The sequence below is a fragment of the Vibrio sp. LB10LO1 genome (genome assembly GCF_010092875.1).
Lineage (GTDB): Bacteria > Pseudomonadota > Gammaproteobacteria > Enterobacterales > Vibrionaceae > Vibrio > Vibrio campbellii.
The window spans coordinates 98,855-122,226 of sequence record NZ_JAADJW010000014.1 but is presented as its reverse complement, the minus strand read 5'-3'; the positions used below and the strand labels follow the sequence as shown (position 1 = coordinate 122,226).

Genomic DNA, 23,372 nt, shown 5'->3' with positions numbered 1-23,372 from the left:
CATTGCAATCGATTGCCGTAGTGATAATATTCCGCGGATTTGTCTGCGTATCTCTGAATAGGAAATAATTATGAAAAATGCGTTACAAGGCGCTCAGATGCTCTTTGTCGCTTTTGGTGCTCTCGTGCTGGTACCACTACTGACTGGCCTTGACCCAAACGTTGCGCTATTTGGTGCTGGTGTGGGTACCCTTCTTTTCCAACTGATTACTAAACGTTCTGTCCCAATCTTCCTTGCCTCTTCTTTTGCGTTTATTGCTCCTATTATGTTCGGTATCCAAACTTGGGGTATCGGTGCAACCATGGGTGGCTTAATGGCTGCAGGTTTGGTTTATGTGGCTCTGGGCGCAATGATCAAAGTACGCGGTGTTGGCTTCATCCATAAGATTCTGCCACCCGTTGTGGTTGGCCCAGTTATCATGGTAATTGGCCTTGGTCTGGCACCTACGGCAGTAAACATGGCAGTAGGTAAAACTGGTGACGGCGCAGTGCAGCTTATCAATGGCGATGCGGCAGTTATCATCTCAGCAGTATCACTGCTAACGACGATTGCACTGAGCGTGTTTGCGAAAGGTTTCCTAAAGCTGGTTCCTATCGTTGGCGGTATCTTGGCAGGTTACTCTGTTTCTCTATTCTATGGCGTTGTGGATTTCACTCCGGTAGCGCAAGCGGCTTGGCTAGCAATGCCAAACTTCACCGCACCAGAGTTCAACATCAATGCGATCTTATTCATGATCCCAGTGGCTATCGCGCCAGCAGTAGAGCACGTGGGTGACATGCTAGCGATTTCAAACGTAACGGGTAAAAACTACCTGAAGAAACCGGGTCTGCACCGCACCATCGCAGGTGACGGGGTGGCAACAATTGCGGCTTCTATGGTTGGCGCGCCACCAAACACCACTTACAGCGAGGTAACCGGTGCGGTAATGCTGACGAAAGCATTCAACCCAGTGATCATGACATGGGCAGCTATTACAGCAATCGTCCTTGCTCTAGTGGGTAAGCTTGGTGCGATTCTTCAAACCATTCCAGTCCCGGTAATGGGCGGTATCATGATTCTACTGTTTGGTTCTATCGCAACCGTTGGTCTAAACACACTGATTAAGAACAATGTTGACCTACACAAGTCTCGTAACCTTGTGATCGTAGCGGTAACACTAGTATTTGGTATCGGCGGCATGGCTTTCGGCATTGGCGAGTTCAGCCTACAAGGTGTGAGCCTATGTGGTATCGTTGCAATCATCCTTAACCTAGTGCTACCACACGACCTTGGTGAAAACCACGTAGTAGATAATGCACAGATGGAAGAAGACAACGCGAAGTAAGTATGGTGCGGCTTGATTGATTTAAGTCGCCCTTCCTGATCTCGCATCTCGTAGCTAACTTTCAAATAGCAGAGACAAAAAAAGGCTTGGTTTTCACCAAGCCTTTATTTTTGAATTCAGTAAAAACAATAATGCTTATTGAGTACCGAAGATCTTGTCACCTGCATCACCAAGACCAGGAACAATGTAACCTTTGTCGTTCAGCTTCTCATCGATTGCCGCTGTGTATAGCTCAACATCTGGGTGCGCTTTTTCTAGTGCTTCGATACCTTCAGGAGCCGCTACAAGAACAAGAATCTTGATAGCCTGACAACCTTTCTCTTTTAGAAGATCGATTGTTGCGATCATAGAACCACCTGTTGCAAGCATTGGGTCAACAACTAGAGCAATACGCTCATCGATGTTAGAAGCAAGCTTGTTGAAGTATGGTACTGGCTCAAGTGTTTCTTCATCACGGTAGATACCTACAACACTGATACGTGCGCTTGGCATGTGCTCAAGAACGCCATCCATCATACCTAGACCTGCACGCAGGATTGGCACTACTGTTACTTTCTTACCCTTGATTTGGTCAACTTCTACAGGACCATTCCAACCTTCAATGGTTACTTTCTCTGTTTCAAAGTCTGCAGTCGCTTCGTAAGTAAGTAGGCTACCGACTTCTGTCGCTAACTCACGAAAACGCTTCGTGCTGATGTCACCTTCTCGCATTAGACCGATTTTGTGTTTCACTAGAGGGTGTTTAACTTCAACAACTTTCATTTCCATCTCCGGCTTTATTGGCAATATTTAAACAAACCTTCAGATTATACATGATTTTTGCAGGGATATCAGGATAGATCACTAAAGAAAAAAACCGACGCAAACGTTTGCTATCTGTATTTAACCACTGGTAGAATAGCGCCGTTTTCATATCCAACTTAAAAACCGAGGACTTCCCTGTGAGTGGTAACAACTCTTCTCTTAGCTATAAAGACGCTGGTGTAGATATTGATGCAGGCAACGCGCTTGTAGATCGTATTAAAGGTGCGGTTAAGCGTACTCGTCGCCCTGAAGTGATGGGTGGTATCGGCGGTTTTGGCGCATTGTGTGAATTGCCGACAAAATACAAACAACCTGTACTGGTTTCTGGTACTGATGGTGTAGGTACAAAACTTCGCCTAGCGCTGGATATGAACAAGCACGACACTATCGGCGTTGACCTAGTGGCAATGTGTGTGAACGACCTAATCGTTCAAGGTGCTGAGCCTCTTTTCTTCCTAGACTACTACGCAACAGGCAAGCTAGACGTAGACACAGCGGCAGACGTAGTTTCTGGTATCGCTGATGGCTGTGTTCAAGCAGGCTGTGCACTTATCGGTGGTGAAACCGCTGAAATGCCGGGCATGTACGAAGGCGAAGACTACGACGTTGCTGGCTTCTGTGTTGGCGTAGTAGAAAAAGAAGACGTAATTGACGGCACCAAAGTAGCAGCGGGCGATGCACTTATCGCGGTTGGCTCAAGCGGTCCACACTCAAACGGTTACTCTCTTATCCGTAAGATCCTAGAAGTTTCTGGCGCAGATAAAAACGAAGAGCTAGCAGGTCGCACTATCGGTGAGCACCTACTAGAACCAACGAAGATTTACATCAAATCAGCACTTAAGATGATTGAGAAGCACGACATCCACGCGATTTCTCACATTACAGGTGGTGGCTTCTGGGAAAACATCCCACGCGTACTGCCTGAAGGCACTAAAGCCGTGATCGACGGTAACAGCTGGGAATGGCCAATCATCTTCAAATGGCTACAAGAGAAAGGCAACGTTGAAACGCACGAAATGTACCGTACGTTCAACTGTGGTGTTGGTCTAGTCGTGGCACTACCAAAAGACCAAGCGGACGCAGCAGTTGCACTTCTTAAAGAAGAAGGCGAAAACGCATGGGTGATTGGTGAAATCGCTCAAGCAGAAGCCAATGAAGAGCAAGTTGAAATCCAATAACTTGCGAATCAAGCTCAAAAAATAAAAAGAATGAGGACGCGATGTCCTCATTCTGCTATCTGGAACATCGAAAACCATTCTAATAGTAGGTAATTTAGCGGATACGCACTTCAAACCTACAATAGCAAGGCAGTCTCAACATCATGAAAAACATAGTGGTCCTCATTTCGGGTAACGGCAGTAACCTTCAAGCCATCTTGGAAGCTTGCGAAGACAGTATGCCAAATGCACAAGTCGCGGCGGTGTTCTCCAACAAAGCTGATGCTTATGGTTTAGAGCGTGCAAAACAGTTTGATGTGAATGGGCATTTTGTCGATCCAAAAGCATTCGAATCACGTGAAGACTTTGATGCTGAACTGATGAAACAAATCGATGAATACCAACCGGACGTGATTGTGCTTGCAGGTTATATGCGTATTCTCAGTGGCGCGTTTGTTTCCCACTACCTGGGTAAAATGATCAACATCCACCCATCTCTCCTGCCTAAGTATCCGGGGCTACACACCCACCAGCGCGCGATTGATGCAGGCGATAAAGAGCACGGCACTAGCGTACACTTTGTCACAGAAGAGTTAGACGGCGGCCCTGTGGTACTGCAAGCCAAAGTACCCGTATTTGAAGGTGACGATGCCGATGCACTCGCTGCACGCGTTCAGACTCAAGAGCACAAGATCTACCCAATGGTGACTAAGTGGTTAGTCGACGGGCGATTATCTATGACCGAAGGCAAAGCGTATCTCGATGGTTTTGAGCTTGGTGAGCACGGCTACGCTGACGAGTAATTCTGAATACCAAATTCCAAACGCAAAAAGGCAGCGATCAGGCTGCCTTTTGTTATTTTAAATCTTATAAGCTTGGTTCAATGAAGCCGTTGTCAAACTAGAAACCAAAACTAACTGCCTAAAAAGTCCCTGACACCACCTTAGCAATACAACACTCGGATAGCAGACTCTGAATCTGACTCGTTCCTCGTCGTTCAGAATGACGCTGTAGGCAAAGAAAGATCAATTTCACTTCAATCACTTACGTCATTCCAGCGAGCCTTGGCGAGACTAGGAATCTACTATCAGCACGCTAAGAAGTAAGAATGCTCATCCGTATCCACCCTCGGTTTAAAACGCATAAAAATAAAGCTCGTGATTAAGCGAGCTTTATTTAGTTATTCAGTGTCCGAAACCATTCACTCCAACGGTTCAGTCGGCGCTTGGTTACCCGGCTTCGGTGCAGCAAATGGAACATCTTCCAGAGCTTTGGCATTGTTCAATACCAATCCCCCAACGTGAAACAAACCGTACTCGCCCGGCTTCATGCGATGCCATGTTTCATTGCCAGTAAGCGGTTGAGTTGCAATCACAGAAACCACATCGTTTGGCGTTGTCTCTTCTTGGAAGTTGATTTCTACATCTTCATCCAACAGCGCAGCCTTACCAAATGGTGCACGACGCGTGATCCAGTACAAATGGTTGGTACAGTAAGTCATCACAAACTCACCATCGCTGAGCAGCATGTTAAACACGCCCTTCTCTTTCAGCTTGTCGCAGCACTTTGCAACATAGATAAAGACCGCTTCCATATCCTGAGGAGGTTCAGGAAACTTATCTTCCATCTGCTTTAAGAGCCAGCAAAACGCCATTTCACTGTCCGTTTGTCCCACCGGACGATGACGCCCTGTGTGCAAATCTTGGTAGTCAGTTAGCTGACCATTGTGTGCAAATGTCCAGTAACGCCCCCAAAGCTCACGCGTAAACGGATGGGTGTTTTCGAGATTCACACCACCTCGGTTAGCTTGACGAATATGGCTTACTACAGCACGACTTTTGATCGGGTAGTTTTGCACCAATTCAGCAATCTGAGAGTCACAACTTGGGTTGGGATCTTTGAAAGTACGGAACCCCTTTCCTTCATAGAAAGTGATCCCCCAACCATCACGATGCGGGCCAGTGCGACCACCGCGCTGCATCAACCCTGTAAAACTGAAACAAATATCTGTTGGAACATTTGCGCTCATGCCGAGCAATTCACACATGGTTTAACGAACTCCTTACCTTAAAACACAACTAAGCCAGTATTTGGCTTAGTTGTAAATCTTATTCCATCTCTTTTTCGATCAACTGAATAATGATGTGAATGATCTTAATGTGCACTTCTTGAATGCGGTCTGCGTAGCCAAAGTGTGGTACGCGGATCTCGATATCAGCAAGACCAGCCATCTTACCGCCATCTTTGCCCGTTAACGCGATCGTCTTCATGCCTTTCGCTTGTGCCGCTTCAATTGCTTTTAGGATGTTGCCTGAGTTGCCAGAAGTCGACAAACCAAACAGAACGTCACCTTTGCGACCAACCGCTTCTACGTAACGAGAAAATACGAAATCGTATCCAAAGTCGTTACTGACACAAGAAAGGTGGCTTGGATCTGAAATAGCGATACCAGCGTAACCTGGGCGGTTTTCACGGTAACGGCCTGTTAGCTCTTCTGCAAAGTGCATAGAGTCACAGTGAGAACCACCGTTACCGCACGACAACACTTTACCATCTTGCTTGAATGAGTCAGCAATCATTTTCGCTGCCGCTTCGATTTGCGCGATGTTGTGGTCATCACTTAAAAACTTATTCAGAACTTCAGCAGCTTCGTTTAATTCACTTCTAATCAGATCTTGGTACATAAGACGTTCTCTTTATTATCTCGGCCACAGCAGTGAGGTTGAGCCTCTCGCTTGGCAAATTGTTCTGATGTGAAATTCACACCGGACAGTTCATTACTCTGAGTTTACCCACAAACGAGAATTAGTGTCGATAGCGAAGCAACAGATTTGGATTTATCACGGTAATAAACTTGTTAACTTGCTTACGAAATCATCACCCAACTCTCAACTTTAGAATTTTAACTCTACTTAGATCACTTTTTGCTCAATCTCAGAATTTACATTTATTTAATATTTTGATTACACTTACAGTACTGGTTAGACCTCTTACCAAAATACAGACGTACAACATAATTAAAGTCTGAAAAGGAAAAAACATATGGACATCTTGCTCTCAATCGTAGCGATGACAGTTGTATTAGGCATTACGCTTTACCACAGAATGTCACTCGTGAAATCCGTCAGCCTGCTAACAGCTGCCATGCTAGCACTGACAATCGCAGGCTCAGTTGGTTTTATTGGCTGGGTACTTTACGTTCTTGCCGTTGCAGTGTTCGCGGTTTCTGGCATTCGCCAATCCCTCATTAGCCGCAAAGCACTGGTGATGTTTAAGAAAGTCCTGCCTGCTATGTCTCAAACCGAGAAAGAAGCATTGGACGCAGGTACAGTGTGGTGGGAAGCCGAGCTATTCAAAGGCAAACCTGAATGGCAAAAACTTCACGCAATTAAAGCGCCTAAGCTGAGCAAAGAAGAGCAAGCCTTCCTAGATGGCCCAGTAAACGAAGTGTGTGCCATGGTGAGTGATTTCCAAGTAACACACGAATTGGCCGATCTACCACCAGAAGTATGGCAATACCTGAAAGACAACAAATTCTTCGCCATGATCATCAAGAAGAAATACGGTGGCCTAGAATTCTCAGCGTACGCGCAATCTTTGGTACTGCAAAAACTGACTGGTGTTTCTGGCGTACTGTCGTCAACCGTTGGTGTACCTAACTCATTAGGCCCAGGTGAGCTACTGCAACACTACGGTACTGAAGAACAAAAAGATTACTACCTTCCTCGCCTAGCAGAAGGTAAAGAGATCCCATGTTTCGCACTGACTAGCCCAGAAGCAGGTTCAGATGCGGGTTCTATTCCAGATTACGGCGTGGTATGTAAAGGCGAATGGCAAGGTGAAGAAGTCCTTGGTATGCGTCTTACTTGGAACAAGCGTTACATCACTCTAGCACCTGTCGCAACGGTACTTGGTCTTGCATTCAAACTGCGCGACCCAGAAGGCCTGCTTGGTGATCAAGAAGATCTTGGTATCACTTGTGCTCTAATCCCAACTGACCTTAAAGGCGTTGAGATTGGTAACCGTCACTTCCCGCTTAACGTACCATTCCAAAATGGCCCAACTCGCGGTAAAGACATCTTCGTACCGATGGACTTCATCATCGGTGGTGAAAAAATGGCAGGCCAAGGCTGGCGTATGCTGGTTGAGTGTCTATCGGTTGGTCGTGGTATCACGCTACCTTCTAACTCAACAGGCGGCATCAAAACTGCAGCGATGGCAACGGGCGCTTACTCACGCATTCGTCGTCAGTTCAAACAGCCTATCGGTCACATGGAAGGCGTGGAAGAGCCATTAGCGCGCCTAGGTGGTAACGCCTACGTGATGGATGCAGCGAGCAACTTAACCGTAGCGGGTATCGACCTAGGTGAAAAACCTTCAGTTATCTCGGCTATCGTGAAGTACCACTGTACGCACCGTGGTCAACAGAGCATCATCGACGCGATGGACATCGTAGGCGGTAAAGGTATCTGTATGGGTCCTTCTAACTTCCTAGCGCGTGGTTACCAAGGTGCACCAATCGCGGTAACGGTAGAAGGTGCGAACATCCTAACTCGTTCAATGATCATCTTCGGTCAGGGCGCGATTCGTTGTCACCCTTACGTTCTTGAAGAGATGAACGCAGCATATTCTGACGCTGGCGATGCGGTTGAGAAGTTCGACAAAGCGTTAGCGGGTCACGTGAGCTTCACCATGAGTAACCTAGTGCGCAGTATTTGGTTTGGTCTAAGTGACGGTCTAGGTTCTTCATCACCAACCAAAGACGCGACCAAGCGTTACTACCAACAATTGAACCGCTACAGTGCAAACCTTGCTCTGCTATCGGATATCTCAATGGCGGTACTGGGTGGTTCGTTGAAACGTAAAGAGCGTTTGTCAGCACGTCTTGGCGATATTCTAAGCCAACTATACCTTGGCTCTGCTACGCTAAAACGCTTCGAGCAAGATGGTCGTCCTGTTGAAGATTTACCACTCGTGCATTGGGGCTTGCAAGACAGCTTGAAGCAAACTGAAGCGGCGATTGATGAGTTCCTAGCGAACTTCCCGAACAAAGTGATTGGTCGTGCACTGCGCGTGCTAATCATGCCATTCGGTCGTGTACGCAAAGCGCCAAGTGATAAGCTAGACAGTAAAGTTGCTCGTATTCTACAAACGCCAAGTGCAACACGTTCACGTGTTGGTCGAGGTCAGTACCTAGAGCCAACAGAACACAACGCAGCAGGTAAGATTGAGTTGGCACTGTCTGTGATTCTTCAAGCTGAGCCTGTGTTTGATAAGGTATGCAAAGCGCAAGGTAAACGCCGTCCATTCATGCGTTTGGATATGATTGCTCAAGAAGGTCTAGAGCAAGGCGTGATTACTCAAGAAGAAGCTGATTTGCTGAGAGAAGCGGAGCAACACCGCCTAGACACAATCAACGTAGACGATTTTGAGCCAGAGCTATTGGCCGCAAAGCCGCTTTACCCTCAGATGGAAAACGTCGCTTGAGTGAATGATCGCTTAGACGATAAGTAGGAAAGCAAAACGGGAGCCGGTGCTCCCGTTTTTTATTGAATCTCTGCTAAGCACAACACGGTGTTAGCAAAGAAGCGTTTATTGTTCGTTATTGTCTTCAACGATAAACGACTGTTCAATTCTGCGCAGTTCTTCCTGCTCTTTCAGCTTAAGTTCTTCTTGAAGCGTCGCTTTACGTTCGTTCAAAGCTTTCTTCTCTGACTTGGTCAGGAACTTCACAGCCTTTTTGTTCGCTAATGCGTACGCAACGACATCTTCACCTTTTTCACGGCGTTCACTCACGCGTTGTGAGAAACGTTCGTTGTCACGTGCTTTACGTTCAGCTGAAGTTAATTTGCTCATTTTTGTGCCTTTAATAAGAATACAGCAGCCCAATTGCTGCCCTCAGGTAAACAAATGAGAAGTCATTCATATAGCTGATGGCGAGAGTCTAACATAGATACGTAAAGGAACAGCGAAGTGATTGTGTGTGCGCACTAGAACCTACTGCCGAGCACTCTGTGGAGGGTGAAGGAACAAACGCCCCAGCGCGCTAACAATAGATTCTTAGTCTCGCTGGGGCTCGCTAGAATGACAGTTTACTTTTAGGTATCGCGCGGCTTCTATTTGTGGGGTTTAAACTTCTTTGTCATGCCCTGACTTTTTGGTGCCACTAAGCGGTACCCAAGTTTTTCATAGAAGACTGGCTCATCCGCAATCATAGAAACATAAGAACCTTCTAGCGCTGCTGACGACAGGTAGCCATCTATGTATTCCATCACTTTCCTTCCTAAGCCTTTTCCTTGATAGGTAGGATCGACCGCGACGTCTACAATTTCAAAGTTACATGCGCCATCACCAACCACTCTACCCATCGCGATCAACAATTCGTCGTCTCGGATAGATACACCATAAAGCGAGTTCGGCAACCCAATCTCTGCGGCTTTTAAAGACTTTGGAGATAAGCCTGCTTTTACACGCATCTCACAGTATTCTTGTGGGCTTGGGACATGTTCTTCGTATCTTATTGTCATTATGTACTACTCCTTTCGAAACACTCGAAGCATACAAAACAACGCTGTATAAATGAACAGTTAATTTATAAAAACACGTGTCAGGCAGATAAAAGATCCGGCTTGGAAAAACATCCGCCAAATACTTTAACTCCGTAATAGATGTACGTCGCTCTAAAATTCGACATGCCATGTTCAAGGCATATTTGACGAAGAAGCCTATCCGCTTGTTCTCGACTGCTTTGCGGCAATACTTCCTCCCTCATGAGCTGATACAACGCATCATGCACCAGAGAAGCCTTAAGGATGTTTTTAGTATCAATCGCTGGACCACTCGCCCCATCCCATGAATAGCCTTTCTTAATCGTCAGCAACCCTTGCTCAGATAGACTCAGAAACGGACTATCGAAAGGCTGCGCGAGGGTGATACCGGTTTCAATCTTTTCTTCGGAATGAAGGTTGTATTTGTATGCCTGACGTTTTTTGTACTTCACCAGAGACCTCCTAGTCACCTAGCCTCTTTGAGGCACTTAACATAAATCTTGTCTGCGAGTTTCTTTAGGTAGTTTTTTCCAACATATTGTTGTCATGACTCAGCCATTAAACACAATCAAATAGTGCTATAAACAAATACACCATTACGGAAAGTTAAAATCGAAATTAAAAAAGGAAGAACTCAGGAGCCTTCCTTTCTAACAAGATAGATAATTGACAAAGAAGCTTAAAACTTATTTACCATCATCCCAAGAGTTTAAGAAATCCGCCAAAACATCACCATGACAAGCTTGCGGTTTGCAAAAACAGCCCAATCGCTTACCAGACAAAGCATAAACCTTTGACTTATCGACATTTAAAAATTTTTCATAATCAAAGTCATACTTAAATTTCCTGATGACTTCGTCTCGATCACCATCCTCAAACATTGAGTATGGATTTCCCCAGTAGGAGCCCCGACCAATGTATTCATAATGAGGAGAGTCTTTTTCAGCTTGATAGCTTTGGTCAGATTTTATATTGATAACTCTCGTGATACTAATGCGTATTAATCTGAAAGGAACTTTGGCATGCTTTAATGACTCGAGTTCAGTGTCAAATTCTTCACCATCATCAAAAATAATCGCATGTGTGATGTCCTCAGGTGACCAATTAGAAAAAATTGTAGACTTCACTGAAGATATATTTTCAGTACAAAATTTTTCTATAAGCTGATTCGGATCCTCAGGAAAGACCAACTCTACGTCATTCAAACTTGACGTTATCTTACTCACCTTCCTCGCAAATTTTGAATAGCAGTTAAAGAGCAGAGGGTATAAAACTAATATCTTTGCCATCAGAATAAGTGTTTAACCTTTAAGTCAAAGTCAGCATTGTCATTTAAATACTCTACCACTAAACGCCTATGGCATAAATGTGGCTCATGTTCACTACAAAGTAAGCAACCGTGATCTAATACTGACGGATTTACCAAGCGCTCAATATTACGTTTTGCCATCAAGTTCATGAACTGATCTTCATACTTCTCCCAACTCATGTCACCTTTCTTATAAGGGTTAAGGATTTCTTTAGTCGGAGCCAACTCCGGCATATGAACGTACTCTGCGCTACACAGCTCACGTACGAAGAACTTCAAATCATCACGCTTCGCAAAACCAGCCAACTGAGAAACATTATTTAGACGTACATCAATAAGTGTTTTTACCTCGGATTGCTTGAGGAATTGAAAAAACGTTTCTGCTTTTTTCTGAGTAAACCCAATTGTGTAAATGTTCATAATACCTCTCAAAAGATTGTAGCTACAAGCTTATAGCAGTAGCCTTGATATGGCTCTCCTAAACTAATGCATAGGATTCCAGATGTTGGTAAGTGATTCTCTACAATATCATCAAAGCGAGGATCTGTAGCAGCAAGGTCGTACTCAATGTTCTCATATGTAAATGAAGCTCTTCTTTTACCATCAGCATTGTGATAGAGCCTGAGTTCTTCAACTCGCACTAGATAAAGAGACTGAGAGACATGATAAGTTCGATCTACGATTGAAGCATATTCCACTCGATTACCAATACCCCACAGATCTGCGGGTACTTCCACTAAAGTATTCAGTTGCCCAATATCAATTGAGTAATTTTGTATCCAAGCTGTATTATCAATTAAATAGTTCTCTGGTTGATGAGGGAGCGGGGCATGCTGTGCTAGTCCTACACGAGCTTTTTGAAGAGGCTTAACATTGAAAGTTCCATGTGGATTTCGGACTCTAGCTTGTTGATGACTAAGCTCACCCCCTTGTAGATTTGAGACTGGTCTAATCCATCTACCCGTATTAACACATTTTCCCGCAACACAATGTTGACGATGCTTTATAGAATTGGCCAGTACCACGATTACAGATTGAGGCATATGTTCTCCTTGCAAAACCAGAATGGTTTAAAAACTAAGCAAACCTCTGTTAGTTAAGGAGTTATATCACCACCATTGATGGCCCAACTTGAAAAAGATCAATCACAAATAAGAAATCAAATGCTATGCGTTGAATTTGTATCAACTGAATATTAAAAATACGCTTTTTGAATAAAAAAACGGAGCCAATCGGCTCCGTTCTATATATAAATTCTTCCGCCCTACTTCTTAGGCACTTCCAACTGCATCTCTGGCATGGCCTGGCGCTTGGCTTTGAGCTTGCTCCAGATGATCCAGAATAGAATCACCAGAATCAATGCAATGACGTTGCCGATAGCAATAATGATCATGCTGCGCTTACGTTCGGCTTCGCGCTCGGCGATGATGCGTTTTTCCATTTCTATGCGACGCTGCTCGGCGATCTCAGCTTCTTTCGCTAAACGTGCAGCTTCAAGATCCACCTCATCAACGACGCTGAATGACTGCTCTTTGATTGGGAAGACTAATGAGCGCTTAGTCGCCAGGTCTGTGGCAAAGACTTCACCATGCCATGAGTACTTACCTAACTCTGGATCATTATCCATCTTAAGTGTGGTTTTGGTGCCGTCAGCAGAGACTTGGCCTTGGCTATAACTGATAAAGCCGTCTGGCGCTTCTTGCTCTACATTCACCGCGATAGAGCCCGGAGTAATCATGCCTTGCTCACCACTGACCACCAGCTGGTGTGGCTGGTCTGCATGACGTGATTGAATAAAGGTGCGCGTGATTGGCGATGGGTAAACCAGTACCACTTGCTCTTGTGCTCGAAGGAATACGCCGTTGCCAGAGGTAATGCGCGCGCGGTATTTGCCCGGCTCAACGTCAATCGGTAATTGGACAGTGAAGACACCATCTCCAGCTTTTTCATCCAAACCACGGCCATCATCGGCAAACTCACCAATCACCATAGGTACTGGGCGAGCTTCTTTAATCAGTTCGCCCTCATTCTCCACAAACTTAGTGAAGGTAACGCGCAAATTGACGCGGTCTAGGAAGTCACGCAGTACAAGCGGCTTATCGTCTGAGGTTAAACGCGCAGTAAACTTGAGTGCTTCGTTGTGGTAAAGGCGATTCGGGAACACATCAGTGCTAAGTTTGAGGTGCGAGATCAGACGGATGTTGTTTTTCGGGGTCACTTTACCTACGGCTTGCCAAGGGCCCGCCATAGGCTTGTCTACAGAGATAATGTCGAGGGAAGGTTCTTGATACCAACGCACGTTGTCGTAAGTACCCCATGCGTAATATTTTTTACCATCAGGGCGGACAAGGACGACAGGTTGAGAACTTTGTTCACGATAAACCAAAAAAGTAATCTGTTCGATGGTAGGATCGACACGAAAGCGGTTATCTAACAAAGACATGGCGGACTCGCTCGCGGAAAACGCGAAACAACTCCAGAACGCTAAAATAGCGACTGACAAAGCCCTCAACATAGTCTCTCCTATTTACTACCAAATACTGTCGTTCACCAGTTCGAGTCTTTTCTGGTGTGCTTCTACTTCATCGGCAGTTGCACGCAAAACCTTTAGCGCTTTTCTTCCTTCAACACGACGAATGCCTTCGGCTTCGCCATCTTTTTTATTGGCATTAAATTCTAGGCTTGTTTGACCACCCGTCATTAGGAGGTAAACGTCGGCTAGAATCTCCGCATCGAGCAATGCCCCGTGGAGAGTACGGTGTGAGTTATCAATGCCATAGCGTTCACACAATACGTCGAGGTTGTTTCGCTTGCCCGGGAAGATTTTCTTCGCCATGGCAAGGGTATCGGTCACCTTACAGTAATCATCCGTCTTACCGATGCCTGGATTGAGCATTTCAAACTCGTAATCCATGAAGCCGGTATCGAAGGGCGCGTTGTGGGCAACCAGCTCGGCGCCTTTAATGAAATCTAGAAACTCTTGGTGTACGGCAGAGTATTCTGGCTTGTCGACCAAGAATTCATCCGTAATACCGTGGACTCCAATCGCGTCTGGTTGGATTTCACGGTCAGGCTTTAAGTAAACGTGAAAGTGACGACCAGTCAGCTTACGGTTGATGATCTCCACGGCACCAATTTCGATGATGCGGTGACCCATGTAGTGCGGGCCGCCTTCTAGGTTCATACCCGTGGTTTCGGTATCGAGAACGACAATACGATTATGTTCAGAATTGCTGCTGGTATTCATAAGGTTATGTGTGTCAGACTATGCTTTATTAAATGTTTCGGCTAATAGTACCAAAAATATGACCAAACACGTTGAGATTTTCACTGACGGATCTTGTTTAGGCAATCCGGGCCCAGGTGGTTACGGCATTGTGCTGCGTTACAAGCAAACGGAAAAGACCCTAGCGAAAGGCTACACGCTGACGACCAATAACCGCATGGAAATGTTGGCTGCAGTGGTTGCACTTCAAACGCTAAAAGAGCCATGCCAAGTGACGTTAACAACGGATAGCCAGTACGTGCGCCAAGGCATTACGCAATGGATTCATAACTGGAAAAAACGTGGCTGGAAAACGGCAGATAAGAAGCCAGTGAAAAATGCCGATTTATGGCAAGCATTGGATAAAGAAACCGCTCGCCATAAAGTAGATTGGCATTGGGTTAAGGGCCACGCAGGCCATCGTGAGAATGAAATCTGTGATGAGCTAGCGCGCACAGCCGCTGAGAACCCAACCGAAGAAGATACGGGTTACCAAGCATCTTAGTTTTTACTGCTTGAGACCTTTTTCACCGCACTACCCTCTCTGTTCATCACACCCAGTGGTGTTAACTTTCTCTTCAAGCGCCAATGTGGCTTGATAGGTTTGAGAGGGTACGTTCGTTTACGGGCAACGATATAATACAAACTCCCCGCTGGTGATGCCCAATCACCCAAACTGTTCTCTAACCACGTCCACATAGTTTTGTAACGCGTCATCGGAAACAACGCGTAACGATCGCAGTGAATCACCTGATAGTTGAGTACGCCCAGCCAATCTTTGATGCGGTTGGCGGTGAACATGCGCCCACTCCAAGGCAAATTGTTTCTACGCCAAGGTAATAAACTTGCTAAGCCAGTGAAACTAATCGGGTTAAAGCCCGTAATAATAAGATAACCATCATCCATCATGACGCGATCAACTTCGCGCAGCAGTCGATGGGGATCACTTGCATAGTCAAGCTGATGAGCAAGCACGACAACATCAAAGCTTTTTTCTAAAAAGGGTAATTCGTAACCATCTGCGATGACATTATGCAACGGGTTCTGGATATCTACGTTGACTTGGTGTTGAATGTTACAACTACAGCTGGTTAGCTCACAGCTCAAGCCGCCCAATTTCAGCATGTGGTAACCGAACAACTTCGGACACCATTCATCGAGTCGGGTTTGGATTGACTCAAGTACCCACGGCCCATTGTTCATCTCTGACCAGGTCGACGGGTGCTGTAAAGTTTTGTTGCTGAGTGCTGGTTTCATTAACCACCTGACTATTAAAAGGGTGACGGAGAACGAATCGTGTTAGAGATCAAAAGCATACCCGCATTTAATGATAATTACATCTGGCTGATACAAAATAGCGATAAGCGATGTGCCGTGGTCGATCCGGGCGATGCTAAGCCAGTGTTAGAATATTTGCAGGCTAACGAGTTAACTTTAGAAGCGATCTTAATTACACACCACCACAACGATCACATTGGCGGCGTTTCAGATTTAGTTCGTGCTTTTCCTCATGTTTCTGTCGTAGGTCCGAAAGCAGAACCTATCCCAACATTAACCAATGCTATGGAAGAAGGCGACAAATTTGAGCTTTTCGGTGAAATTTTCATGGTGCTCGGTTTACCAGGTCACACACTGGGCCACATTGGCTATGTAGGTGACGGTAAATTGTTCTGTGGCGACGTACTGTTCTCGGCTGGCTGCGGCCGTATTTTTGAAGGCACACCAGAGCAGATGTTCGAGTCACTGAGCAAAATCATGAAGCTGCCTGAAGAGACGGAAGTGTTCTGTGCACATGAATACACCGCAAGTAACGTAGCCTTTGCCCTAGCGGTTGAGCCCGACAATGAGCACTTGCGCCAGTACCGTTACGATGTAAACCGCCTGCGCGGATTAAACATTCCAACCATTCCTACCACACTACGCAAAGAAAAGTTAATCAACCCATTCTTGCGTGCAACCAACGCAGAAGTGATTCAATCTGTCACGAACCGTATTGAAAATAGCGATCCGTGCTCGGTTTTTACAGCTCTACGTGAGTGGAAGAACGAATTTTAACCAATTTCTGCTTGTAAACTTGCACGACGCAAGTATTATCGTGAGCTGATTTTCATAGAAGCGCCTCTGGCGCTTCTATTGCGTTTGGGGCTGATATAAATCTGTTTGAATTTCACCCAAACGCATAAAGTAGCGGCAAACCCGCCTCTACCCTTAGTTAGTGTTACAAGATGTCTATTATCTTGCGACTGCCACGCACATTGTTGCGCGACAGGCAGGAGAAGATAAACAGGCCCTAGATAGGCTGAATCCATGCGTTTAAAGTACAGTTGGGCGTTGGCGTTACTACTTTCTGGCTGTCAATTGACACAGTCAGATTCAACAAACACCCCAACACCAGAAACCAATAAGTCCGAGCAAGCGGTAAAACAAGACGCGGCTCAAGCGGACTCCAAGAAAAAGCAATCGATAGCAAAGAAACCTGCTAAAGAGACGCCGAAAACCCTTTCTCCTCAGGAACAAGAAGATGTATGGCGTCGTATCGGCATGCAGCTTGAGATGGACATCCCAGATAACAAGAAAGTGGCATACTACCGTACATGGTATCTGAAGCACCCTAACCACCTGCGCACCGTTTCTGAGCGTGCACAGCCGTTTTTGTACATGATTACAAAACGCATTGAAGAACGTGGTCTTCCAATGGAGTTGGCGCTTCTACCTATCGTAGAGAGCTCATTTGACCCATTCGCGTACTCACACGGCAGTGCGGCAGGTCTTTGGCAGTTCGTTCCTGGTACCGGCAAGATGATGGGCCTAGAGCAAAACTACTGGTACGACGGTCGTCGTGATGTGTACGCAGCGACAGATGCTGCTCTTGATTACCTAGAGCAACAAAGCGAGCGCTTTGACGGTAACTGGGACCAAGCGATTGCCGCTTACAACAGTGGTGGCGGTCGTGTATCAAGCGCGATTCGTAAGAACAAAAAGCTAGGTAAACCTACGGACTTCTTCTCTTTGGACCTTCCAAAAGAGACCAGCAGTTACGTTCCTAAGCTACTTGCGCTTGCAGACATCATTGCGAACCAAGATAAGTACGGCATCGACATTCCACCGATCCCGAACAAACCTGTGCTTACGCAAGTCGATCCAAAAGAACAATTGGATCTCGCAATTGCGGCAGACTACGCAGGCATTGGTGTGAAAGAGTTGCAAGGTTACAACCCAGCTTACAACCAATGGTCGACAGCACCTAATGGCCCACACCAGCTTCTTATTCCTATCGAGAAAAAGGATCAGTTCCTTGCTCAGGTGAAGAAGAACCGTGGTAAAGGCATGAAGGTCGCACGCTACAAAGTGAAGTCTGGTGACTCACTCAGCGTATTGGCTCAAAAGTACGGTACGACAACGAAAGTTATCCAACGTGCTAACGGCCTAAAAAACAACAATATTCGCGTTGGTCAGTACCTAATGATCCCAACGTCAACAAAAGACGATGCTAAGTACGCGTTAACCGCCGAAAATCGCCTGAACAAAACGCAATCTCAAGCTCGCGGTCAATTCAAACTGACTCACGTTGTGCAATCTGGCGAGAGCTTGTGGTCTATCGCAAAAGAGAACAAGGTTTCTCATAAGTCTCTGGCGAAATGGAACGGCATGGGACCAAAAGACACCTTGCGCGTTGGCCAAAAGCTGGTGATTTGGAAGAACTCAGACAAGGGCGCCGTCATTCGCACCGTTTTCTATAACGTGCGTTCTGGCGATACCATCAGTGGCATTGCGAGCAAGTTTAAGGTGAAGAGCAACGACATCGTGAAATGGAATTCTCTTCAAAAGCAGAAGTACCTGAAACCAGGTCAGAAGCTTAAGTTGTATGTTGACGTAACTAAGGTAAGTGTATGAACCCATCGAGTAACCCGCTTGTAATGTTGTTGGATATTTTCCGTTCTCCAACATCGTGCTTCCTAGCGCTGTATCAGCGTGGAGGCTGGGGGTGGCAACCGTTCATCTTTTTGATGCTCAGCCCATTCCTATTCTGGGGTGCCTATTTCTCGAATGTGGATTTCACTTGGCTAAGTGAACAATTAACGGCTCAATTCCAACAGGTCGATCCTAAGCAGATTGAACTGTTGGAACCAAACACGCTGATGGCAAGTGCGATCATTAATGACGTGTTCAACCGCTTTGCGACTCTGCTGCTTTTGGCGTTGTGGTTCTTCCTAGCGACTAAAGCAAGCAAACAACAATACGGCTATTGGAAATGGTTTGCAGCGGCTTCTGCAATCCTGTTCCCTGCGGTTTTAGGCGACATCGCAAGCTATGCGAGCCTGTTACTGAAACACGGTCAGGTAATGACGTACGCGGCGGATTTAAACAGCCTAAATGGTTTGTTGAAACTGCCTTTAACCAACGAGTGGTCGCACTTTGCTAGCTCACTACCGCTACTGCTGCCTTGGTACATTGTATTGGGCTATGGTGTGGTTCTGACTTGGACAGAGTTTGAACGCGGACAGGCTCTTGTGATTTCGAGCCTGCCTTGGATTGCGTTCTACGTAATTTGGGCGTTGTACATCGTTATTGCTTGAGCCATTTAAGCGAACTCATAAGAGCCCTTACTGGTCGTTAAGCGTAAACGACACCAATAATGGATTATGATCGGAAGCGTCGCTCTGCGGCGCTTTCGCGTTTTTGAGGGTCAGACCTCGATAAAAAACGTGATCGAGTGGCAAGCCGGTAATGAACTGAGTGCGGTTGTCTTGGCTAAACGTCACTTCCTGCAAATTGGCTTTTTGCAGTGCTTTCTTCATCGCCGTTAAGCGTTCTTCGCTCCAGCTATTAAAATCCCCTGCAAACAGAATCGGGCCTGTATGCTCCTTCAGCACCTTCTCTAATACAGACAACTGTGACGTGTATTCCTCGGTGCCCACGGTAAAGTTGATTGCATGAATGTTCACCACCGCCAAGGTTTCACCGTTACTGAGCTGATACTTACTGTACAGCGCGGATTTAGGCAAACGCAGCCACGGTTCTTTAGACGTATACGCGCAAGCTCGAATGGGTTCTTTCTGCGCAATGCTGATCACCCCCGCCCCACTGCCAAGCGCTTTGAACGCACTGACTTGGTTACTGACCCAGTGCCCATCCACCAGCCAGTTTTTGAATTCATCGGTTAAGCTTGCTTCTTGTAGTAAAAGCAGTTGTTTATTGGCAGAGAATGCATCGAGAGCTTGCTGCCAGTTGTCTCGGTTTTGTTTGTAGATGTTCCACACCAAGACATTTAACTCACCATCCTTGTCGAGCACCTGTGGCTGTTTAAACTCCATACAGCGAATATCTTGAGTAATGTTCGTTCCTGTTTGAGTAATGATTTGTGGTTGCTCTGGCACCGTGAAGATCACCTGAAAGCTGACAAGTCCGGCGATAATAAGAAAAACTACCGCAAAAGCTAAACGCTGATACATAGGCCTACCTAACGACAAAAATGGCACGCATAAAATGCTCATAATAAAAAAGGAGCCATTTTCGGCTCCCTTTTAGCTTACTCAAATTTTCACCACATAATGAAGTGAAATCTTAAATCGCGTCTTCGTCTTCTTCGCCAGTACGGATACGTACTACGCGCTCGATATCCGTAACAAAGATCTTACCGTCACCAATCTTACCGGTTTGTGCCGTTTCAATGATGGTTTCAACACACTTGTCTGCAACGTCTTCCGTCACTACAATTTCTAGCTTCACTTTAGGCAGGAAATCCACCATGTACTCTGCACCACGGTACAATTCTGTGTGACCTTTCTGACGACCGAAGCCTTTCACTTCAGAGACTGTCATCCCTGTAATGCCTACTTCAGCCAACGCTTCTCGAACATCATCCAATTTGAATGGCTTGATAATCGCTTCAATCTTTTTCATGTTCATCCCTTAAGCTTCAATCGTTTGCGCATATTATCGGTTAGCACCTCACAACATTCAATCCTTGTTATCATCAAGCACTTGAAAATCCTGACACTGGTGGAATTTATTTGCGGATGAATGTAACAAAGTCGCGAAGTCAGCAATCCCATGTGCACCAAACGAAAAAGCCAGAGCGTTTGGCTCTGGCTTGATTTGAATCTTTATCTGGCTTGCACCCGTGCTTATTACTTCAAGCTTGCGTAATACGCTGCCAAGTTTGCGATATCTTCGTCAGACAGCAGATTAGCTTGTGCTTGCATCACTGGCGCTAGACCTCCCGTGCGTTGGCCCGCTTTGTAAGCCTTGATTGAACTAGCGATGTATTGCTCGTTCTGACCTTTCAGGTTTGGGTAACCAGGAATCACCGCGATACCATCCGCGCCATGACAAGCAGCACATACGCCTGCTTTTGCTTGCCCTGCGGCTACATCACCTGCCGCCAGAGCTTGCCCACTTAACATGGTTAGCGCCACCATTGCGCCCATGATTGTTTTCTTCATTGCTTCACCTAATCGATTCTTATTTAAGGATTTTTATATTTTATAATCGACATTGTGGCATGAATTACAACGACTTGCGCCAGATAAGTTCACAATCTTGACCACTGAAGGCTTGATCAACAAACAAATCGCCGACCGCCACCACCTGATCTTGGTACATCAGAATCGGTATTTGGCGACGCAGCCAACTTGGCACATTGTACTCTTGGAATAACTTCTTCAGCTTACGGCTATGGTTACGCGTGGTTGGGTGCGCAGAGAGCCCTTCTGGATTAAACGTCACTCGCAATAGCTCTGGATGAGGCGGCATAGCAATGGTGGCTTGCTCTGAGTTGGTACTCAAGGTGAGCTCTCCCAACGGCTCGGGCAACAGCAAAGCAGTATCGGTTTGAATGGCACTTTGCCACGTCGTGACATCAACCGTTTCGGTTACCCAATACAGGCGATTCTGAAAACGGCGAACTTCACCCTGCTTGAGCTGAAGCTTTGGATTGGCATCTTGCTGCGCCAGCGCGACCTCATTCCAAATCAAATTGAGCTGAACTTGCGTTGGCATATTGGCATTTAGCTTAGCCAGCCACATACGAACCAATCGCGCACGAGCCAATTCACTGTGCGTCGCTAACTCTTCAATACTCAGGCTCAAATCACTTTGTAGTGCGCGTTCAAACACTGCGCTAAGCAACTCGTCCAGCAAAGCTTCTTGCTGCGCGCACAAACTCGCACTGCGCTGCACCGCTTGATGGATGCTCGGCCAACGTTCAGAAAGTTCTGGCACAATACGATGACGGAGGAAATTACGATCGTAACGCGTATCTTGATTACTTTCGTCTTCTACCCAATCTAGCCCTTGCTCCTTCGCTACGGCCTCAATCTGCTCGCGCTTGATAGCTAATAGCGGACGGACCAAAGTGCCACCAGCAAACGGCATGCTTTCTGCCATTGAAGATAGACCTTTCGGGCCGCTGCCGCGCTTCAACGCTAACAAGAAGGTTTCCACCTGGTCATCGGCATGTTGACCTGTCAGCAATAAATCACCGGACTGGATGTGCTTCGCCAACGCTTGATAACGCGCTTCTCGAGCCAACAGCTCTATACTTTCGCCGCTGTTAGTGTCTAGACTCACACGCTCAACAGAACAGGTAATTCCCGCTTGCTCAGCCCACACTAAACATTTATCCGCCCATTCGTCCGCGTTGGAGCTTAAACCATGATGCACGTATACGGCGTGACACTTGAATGAGTGAGAATCTGTTGATTGATTGTCTACCGAATACGCTTGCTGATAACGACTAAGCAGTTCGAGTAATAAACGCGAATCTACCCCACCACTAAACGCCAAGACAATCTTGGTGCCTGATTGGTAATAACGATCAAGAACTTGAGCAAATTGCGCGTAAAGCGATTCCATAAATCATCCGATAGAAACAAAAAAGGGTTGGACGCACGCCCAACCCTTTCTATTTTATCTGTTATCTTGCGAGAATTCAGCTAGTGCCTAGCGGCAGCTGTAATTAGCAGTAACCGTAGTTCATTAGACGCTGGTAACGACGCTCTAGTAGCGTTTCGTGGTCTAGTTGCTCAAGGTCTTCTAGCTGGCGAAGCAGGTTTGCTTTCATGTTTGCAGCCATTTGAGCGTGGTCGCGGTGCGCACCACCTAATGGCTCTTCGATGATTTCATCGATAAGCTCAAGCTCTTTCAGACGTGGAGCGGTTAGACCCATCGCGTCTGCTGCTTGTGGTGCTTTGTCTGAATCACGCCATAGGATTGAAGCACAACCTTCTGGAGAGATTACTGAGTACGTTGAGTACTGAAGCATGTTCACGTAGTCACCTACACCGATTGCAAGTGCACCGCCTGAACCGCCTTCACCAACAACGTTACAGATGACTGGCACTTTAAGACCAGACATCACTTTAAGGTTAGTCGCGATAGCTTCAGATTGGCCACGCTCTTCCGCGCCAACACCTGGGTATGCACCTGCCGTGTCGATGAAAGTGATGATAGGCATGTTGAAACGCTCTGCCATTTCCATCAAACGTAGCGCTTTACGGTAACCTTCTGGTTTGGGCATACCAAAGTTACGTTTTACTTTTTCTTTGGTCTCACGACCTTTTTGGTGACCAATGATCATCACTGGGCGACCTTCAAGACGTGCGATACCACCAACGATCGCTTTGTCGTCAGCAAACGCGCGGTCACCCGCTAGTTCGTCAAATTCATCAAAAGCGTGCTTGATGTAATCCAGTGTGTATGGACGTAAAGGGTGACGAGCCAGTTGAGCTGTTTCCCATGCACCTAGATTGCTGAAGGTTTTCTTCTTAAGTTCTAGGCTCTTTTTCTCAAGCTGTTCGATTTCTTTATCAAGGTCAACCGCAGAATCACCACCGTGACGAGATACGTCGCGTAGCGCTTCAATTTTTGCTTCTAGTTCTGCAATTGGCTTTTCAAATTCAAGAAAGTTTAGGCTCATCTATGAATCCTTTTTGACTCAGCGTCTTACGTATTGCGCTGAATT

The 23,372-nt window shown here is 46.2% G+C and carries 25 protein-coding genes; 8 read left to right on the top strand and 17 right to left on the bottom strand.

The window, feature by feature from the left end; translation table 11 throughout:
* The first annotated feature begins 70 nt into the window (after positions 1-70).
* Complete coding sequence (locus GXP65_RS12590) at positions 71-1,324, top strand: uracil-xanthine permease family protein (protein ID WP_045381631.1); 1,254 nt, start codon at positions 71-73, stop codon at positions 1,322-1,324.
* 135 nt (positions 1,325-1,459) lie between these two features.
* Here GXP65_RS12590 and upp read toward each other — a convergent pair whose 3' ends face one another.
* Positions 1,460-2,086, bottom strand: coding sequence for a uracil phosphoribosyltransferase (gene upp / locus GXP65_RS12585; protein WP_005533963.1), 627 nt, complete (start codon positions 2,084-2,086; stop codon positions 1,460-1,462).
* A 179-nt stretch (positions 2,087-2,265) separates the two neighbouring features.
* Here upp and purM point away from each other — a divergent pair, with 179 nt between their 5' ends.
* Together purM and purN are read left to right on the top strand one after the other, a co-directional pair.
* Positions 2,266-3,306 (top strand): phosphoribosylformylglycinamidine cyclo-ligase, encoded by a 1,041-nt coding sequence (gene purM / locus GXP65_RS12580; RefSeq protein ID WP_017189240.1) that lies wholly within the window; start codon positions 2,266-2,268, stop codon positions 3,304-3,306.
* A gap of 143 nt (positions 3,307-3,449) precedes the next feature.
* A complete protein-coding gene (gene purN, locus GXP65_RS12575; protein WP_005533957.1) occupies positions 3,450-4,088 on the top strand; it encodes a phosphoribosylglycinamide formyltransferase in 639 nt (212 codons plus the stop codon).
* Between the two features lie 398 nt (positions 4,089-4,486).
* On the opposite strand, the gene GXP65_RS12570 is transcribed toward purN, so the two are convergent.
* On the bottom strand, positions 4,487-5,332 hold the full coding sequence (locus GXP65_RS12570) for a class II glutamine amidotransferase (RefSeq protein ID WP_162092960.1): 846 nt from the start codon (positions 5,330-5,332) through the stop codon (positions 4,487-4,489).
* Positions 5,333-5,393: 61 nt separating this feature from the next.
* The gene (lpcA, locus tag GXP65_RS12565; RefSeq protein ID WP_005436835.1) at positions 5,394-5,969 is read right to left on the bottom strand and encodes a D-sedoheptulose 7-phosphate isomerase; all 576 of its coding nucleotides are present in this window, start codon (positions 5,967-5,969) and stop codon (positions 5,394-5,396) included.
* 358 nt (positions 5,970-6,327) lie between these two features.
* On the opposite strand from lpcA, the gene fadE reads away from it, so the two are divergent.
* Positions 6,328-8,772: an acyl-CoA dehydrogenase FadE gene (fadE, locus tag GXP65_RS12560; RefSeq protein WP_162092959.1), complete on the top strand. Its 2,445-nt coding sequence runs from the start codon at positions 6,328-6,330 to the stop codon at positions 8,770-8,772.
* A gap of 105 nt (positions 8,773-8,877) precedes the next feature.
* On the opposite strand, the gene GXP65_RS12555 is transcribed toward fadE, so the two are convergent.
* From GXP65_RS12555 to dnaQ, 8 genes are all read right to left on the bottom strand, one after another.
* Positions 8,878-9,141 (bottom strand): hypothetical protein, encoded by a 264-nt coding sequence (locus GXP65_RS12555; RefSeq protein ID WP_047481390.1) that lies wholly within the window; start codon positions 9,139-9,141, stop codon positions 8,878-8,880.
* 260 nt (positions 9,142-9,401) lie between these two features.
* Positions 9,402-9,812 (bottom strand): GNAT family N-acetyltransferase, encoded by a 411-nt coding sequence (locus GXP65_RS12550; protein ID WP_162092958.1) that lies wholly within the window; start codon positions 9,810-9,812, stop codon positions 9,402-9,404.
* 80 nt (positions 9,813-9,892) lie between these two features.
* Positions 9,893-10,285, bottom strand: coding sequence for a DUF1353 domain-containing protein (locus tag GXP65_RS12545; RefSeq protein WP_012128676.1), 393 nt, complete (start codon positions 10,283-10,285; stop codon positions 9,893-9,895).
* Positions 10,286-10,519: 234 nt separating this feature from the next.
* Positions 10,520-11,059 carry a DUF4326 domain-containing protein gene (locus GXP65_RS12540; protein WP_346265905.1) on the bottom strand — a complete coding sequence of 180 codons (540 nt, stop codon included), beginning with the start codon at positions 11,057-11,059 and terminating at the stop codon, positions 10,520-10,522.
* 62 nt (positions 11,060-11,121) lie between these two features.
* The gene (locus GXP65_RS12535) at positions 11,122-11,562 is read right to left on the bottom strand and encodes a DUF488 domain-containing protein (RefSeq protein WP_162092956.1); all 441 of its coding nucleotides are present in this window, start codon (positions 11,560-11,562) and stop codon (positions 11,122-11,124) included.
* An 8-nt stretch (positions 11,563-11,570) separates the two neighbouring features.
* A complete protein-coding gene (locus tag GXP65_RS12530; RefSeq protein WP_162092955.1) occupies positions 11,571-12,185 on the bottom strand; it encodes a hypothetical protein in 615 nt (204 codons plus the stop codon).
* Between the two features lie 221 nt (positions 12,186-12,406).
* Positions 12,407-13,657 (bottom strand): TIGR03503 family protein, encoded by a 1,251-nt coding sequence (locus GXP65_RS12525; RefSeq protein ID WP_162092954.1) that lies wholly within the window; start codon positions 13,655-13,657, stop codon positions 12,407-12,409.
* Positions 13,658-13,672: 15 nt separating this feature from the next.
* Entirely contained in the window at positions 13,673-14,389 is a 717-nt protein-coding gene (gene dnaQ, locus GXP65_RS12520) for a DNA polymerase III subunit epsilon (protein ID WP_045369557.1), read from the bottom strand.
* A 58-nt stretch (positions 14,390-14,447) separates the two neighbouring features.
* Between dnaQ and rnhA the strand changes: the two genes are divergently transcribed.
* Positions 14,448-14,912, top strand: coding sequence for a ribonuclease HI (rnhA, locus tag GXP65_RS12515; RefSeq protein WP_005533940.1), 465 nt, complete (start codon positions 14,448-14,450; stop codon positions 14,910-14,912).
* Here rnhA and GXP65_RS12510 read toward each other — a convergent pair.
* Positions 14,909-15,664: a class I SAM-dependent methyltransferase gene (locus tag GXP65_RS12510; protein ID WP_012128679.1), complete on the bottom strand. Its 756-nt coding sequence runs from the start codon at positions 15,662-15,664 to the stop codon at positions 14,909-14,911. The genes rnhA and GXP65_RS12510 overlap by 4 nt on opposite strands.
* A 39-nt stretch (positions 15,665-15,703) precedes the next feature.
* On the opposite strand from GXP65_RS12510, the gene gloB reads away from it, so the two are divergent.
* From gloB to GXP65_RS12495, 3 genes are all read left to right on the top strand, one after another.
* Positions 15,704-16,462, top strand: a complete 759-nt coding sequence (gloB, locus tag GXP65_RS12505) for a hydroxyacylglutathione hydrolase (RefSeq protein WP_162092953.1) — start codon at positions 15,704-15,706, stop codon at positions 16,460-16,462.
* A gap of 252 nt (positions 16,463-16,714) precedes the next feature.
* Complete coding sequence (locus tag GXP65_RS12500; protein WP_162092952.1) at positions 16,715-18,301, top strand: LysM peptidoglycan-binding domain-containing protein; 1,587 nt, start codon at positions 16,715-16,717, stop codon at positions 18,299-18,301.
* Complete coding sequence (locus GXP65_RS12495; RefSeq protein ID WP_005430220.1) at positions 18,298-18,984, top strand: YIP1 family protein; 687 nt, start codon at positions 18,298-18,300, stop codon at positions 18,982-18,984. The genes GXP65_RS12500 and GXP65_RS12495 overlap by 4 nt, the downstream gene beginning before the upstream one ends.
* 27 nt (positions 18,985-19,011) lie before the next feature.
* Here the strand turns inward: GXP65_RS12495 and GXP65_RS12490 are convergent, their stop codons facing one another.
* From GXP65_RS12490 to accA, 5 genes are all read right to left on the bottom strand, one after another.
* Positions 19,012-19,860: an endonuclease/exonuclease/phosphatase family protein gene (locus GXP65_RS12490; RefSeq protein ID WP_162092951.1), complete on the bottom strand. Its 849-nt coding sequence runs from the start codon at positions 19,858-19,860 to the stop codon at positions 19,012-19,014.
* Between the two features lie 112 nt (positions 19,861-19,972).
* A complete protein-coding gene (gene glnB, locus GXP65_RS12485) occupies positions 19,973-20,311 on the bottom strand; it encodes a nitrogen regulatory protein P-II (protein ID WP_005380372.1) in 339 nt (112 codons plus the stop codon).
* A gap of 227 nt (positions 20,312-20,538) precedes the next feature.
* Entirely contained in the window at positions 20,539-20,853 is a 315-nt protein-coding gene (locus GXP65_RS12480) for a cytochrome c (RefSeq protein ID WP_045421728.1), read from the bottom strand.
* Positions 20,854-20,917: 64 nt separating this feature from the next.
* Entirely contained in the window at positions 20,918-22,264 is a 1,347-nt protein-coding gene (gene tilS / locus GXP65_RS12475) for a tRNA lysidine(34) synthetase TilS (protein ID WP_162092950.1), read from the bottom strand.
* 103 nt (positions 22,265-22,367) lie between these two features.
* The gene (accA, locus tag GXP65_RS12470) at positions 22,368-23,327 is read right to left on the bottom strand and encodes an acetyl-CoA carboxylase carboxyl transferase subunit alpha (protein WP_010650042.1); all 960 of its coding nucleotides are present in this window, start codon (positions 23,325-23,327) and stop codon (positions 22,368-22,370) included.
* Positions 23,328-23,372: the final 45 nt, after the last annotated feature.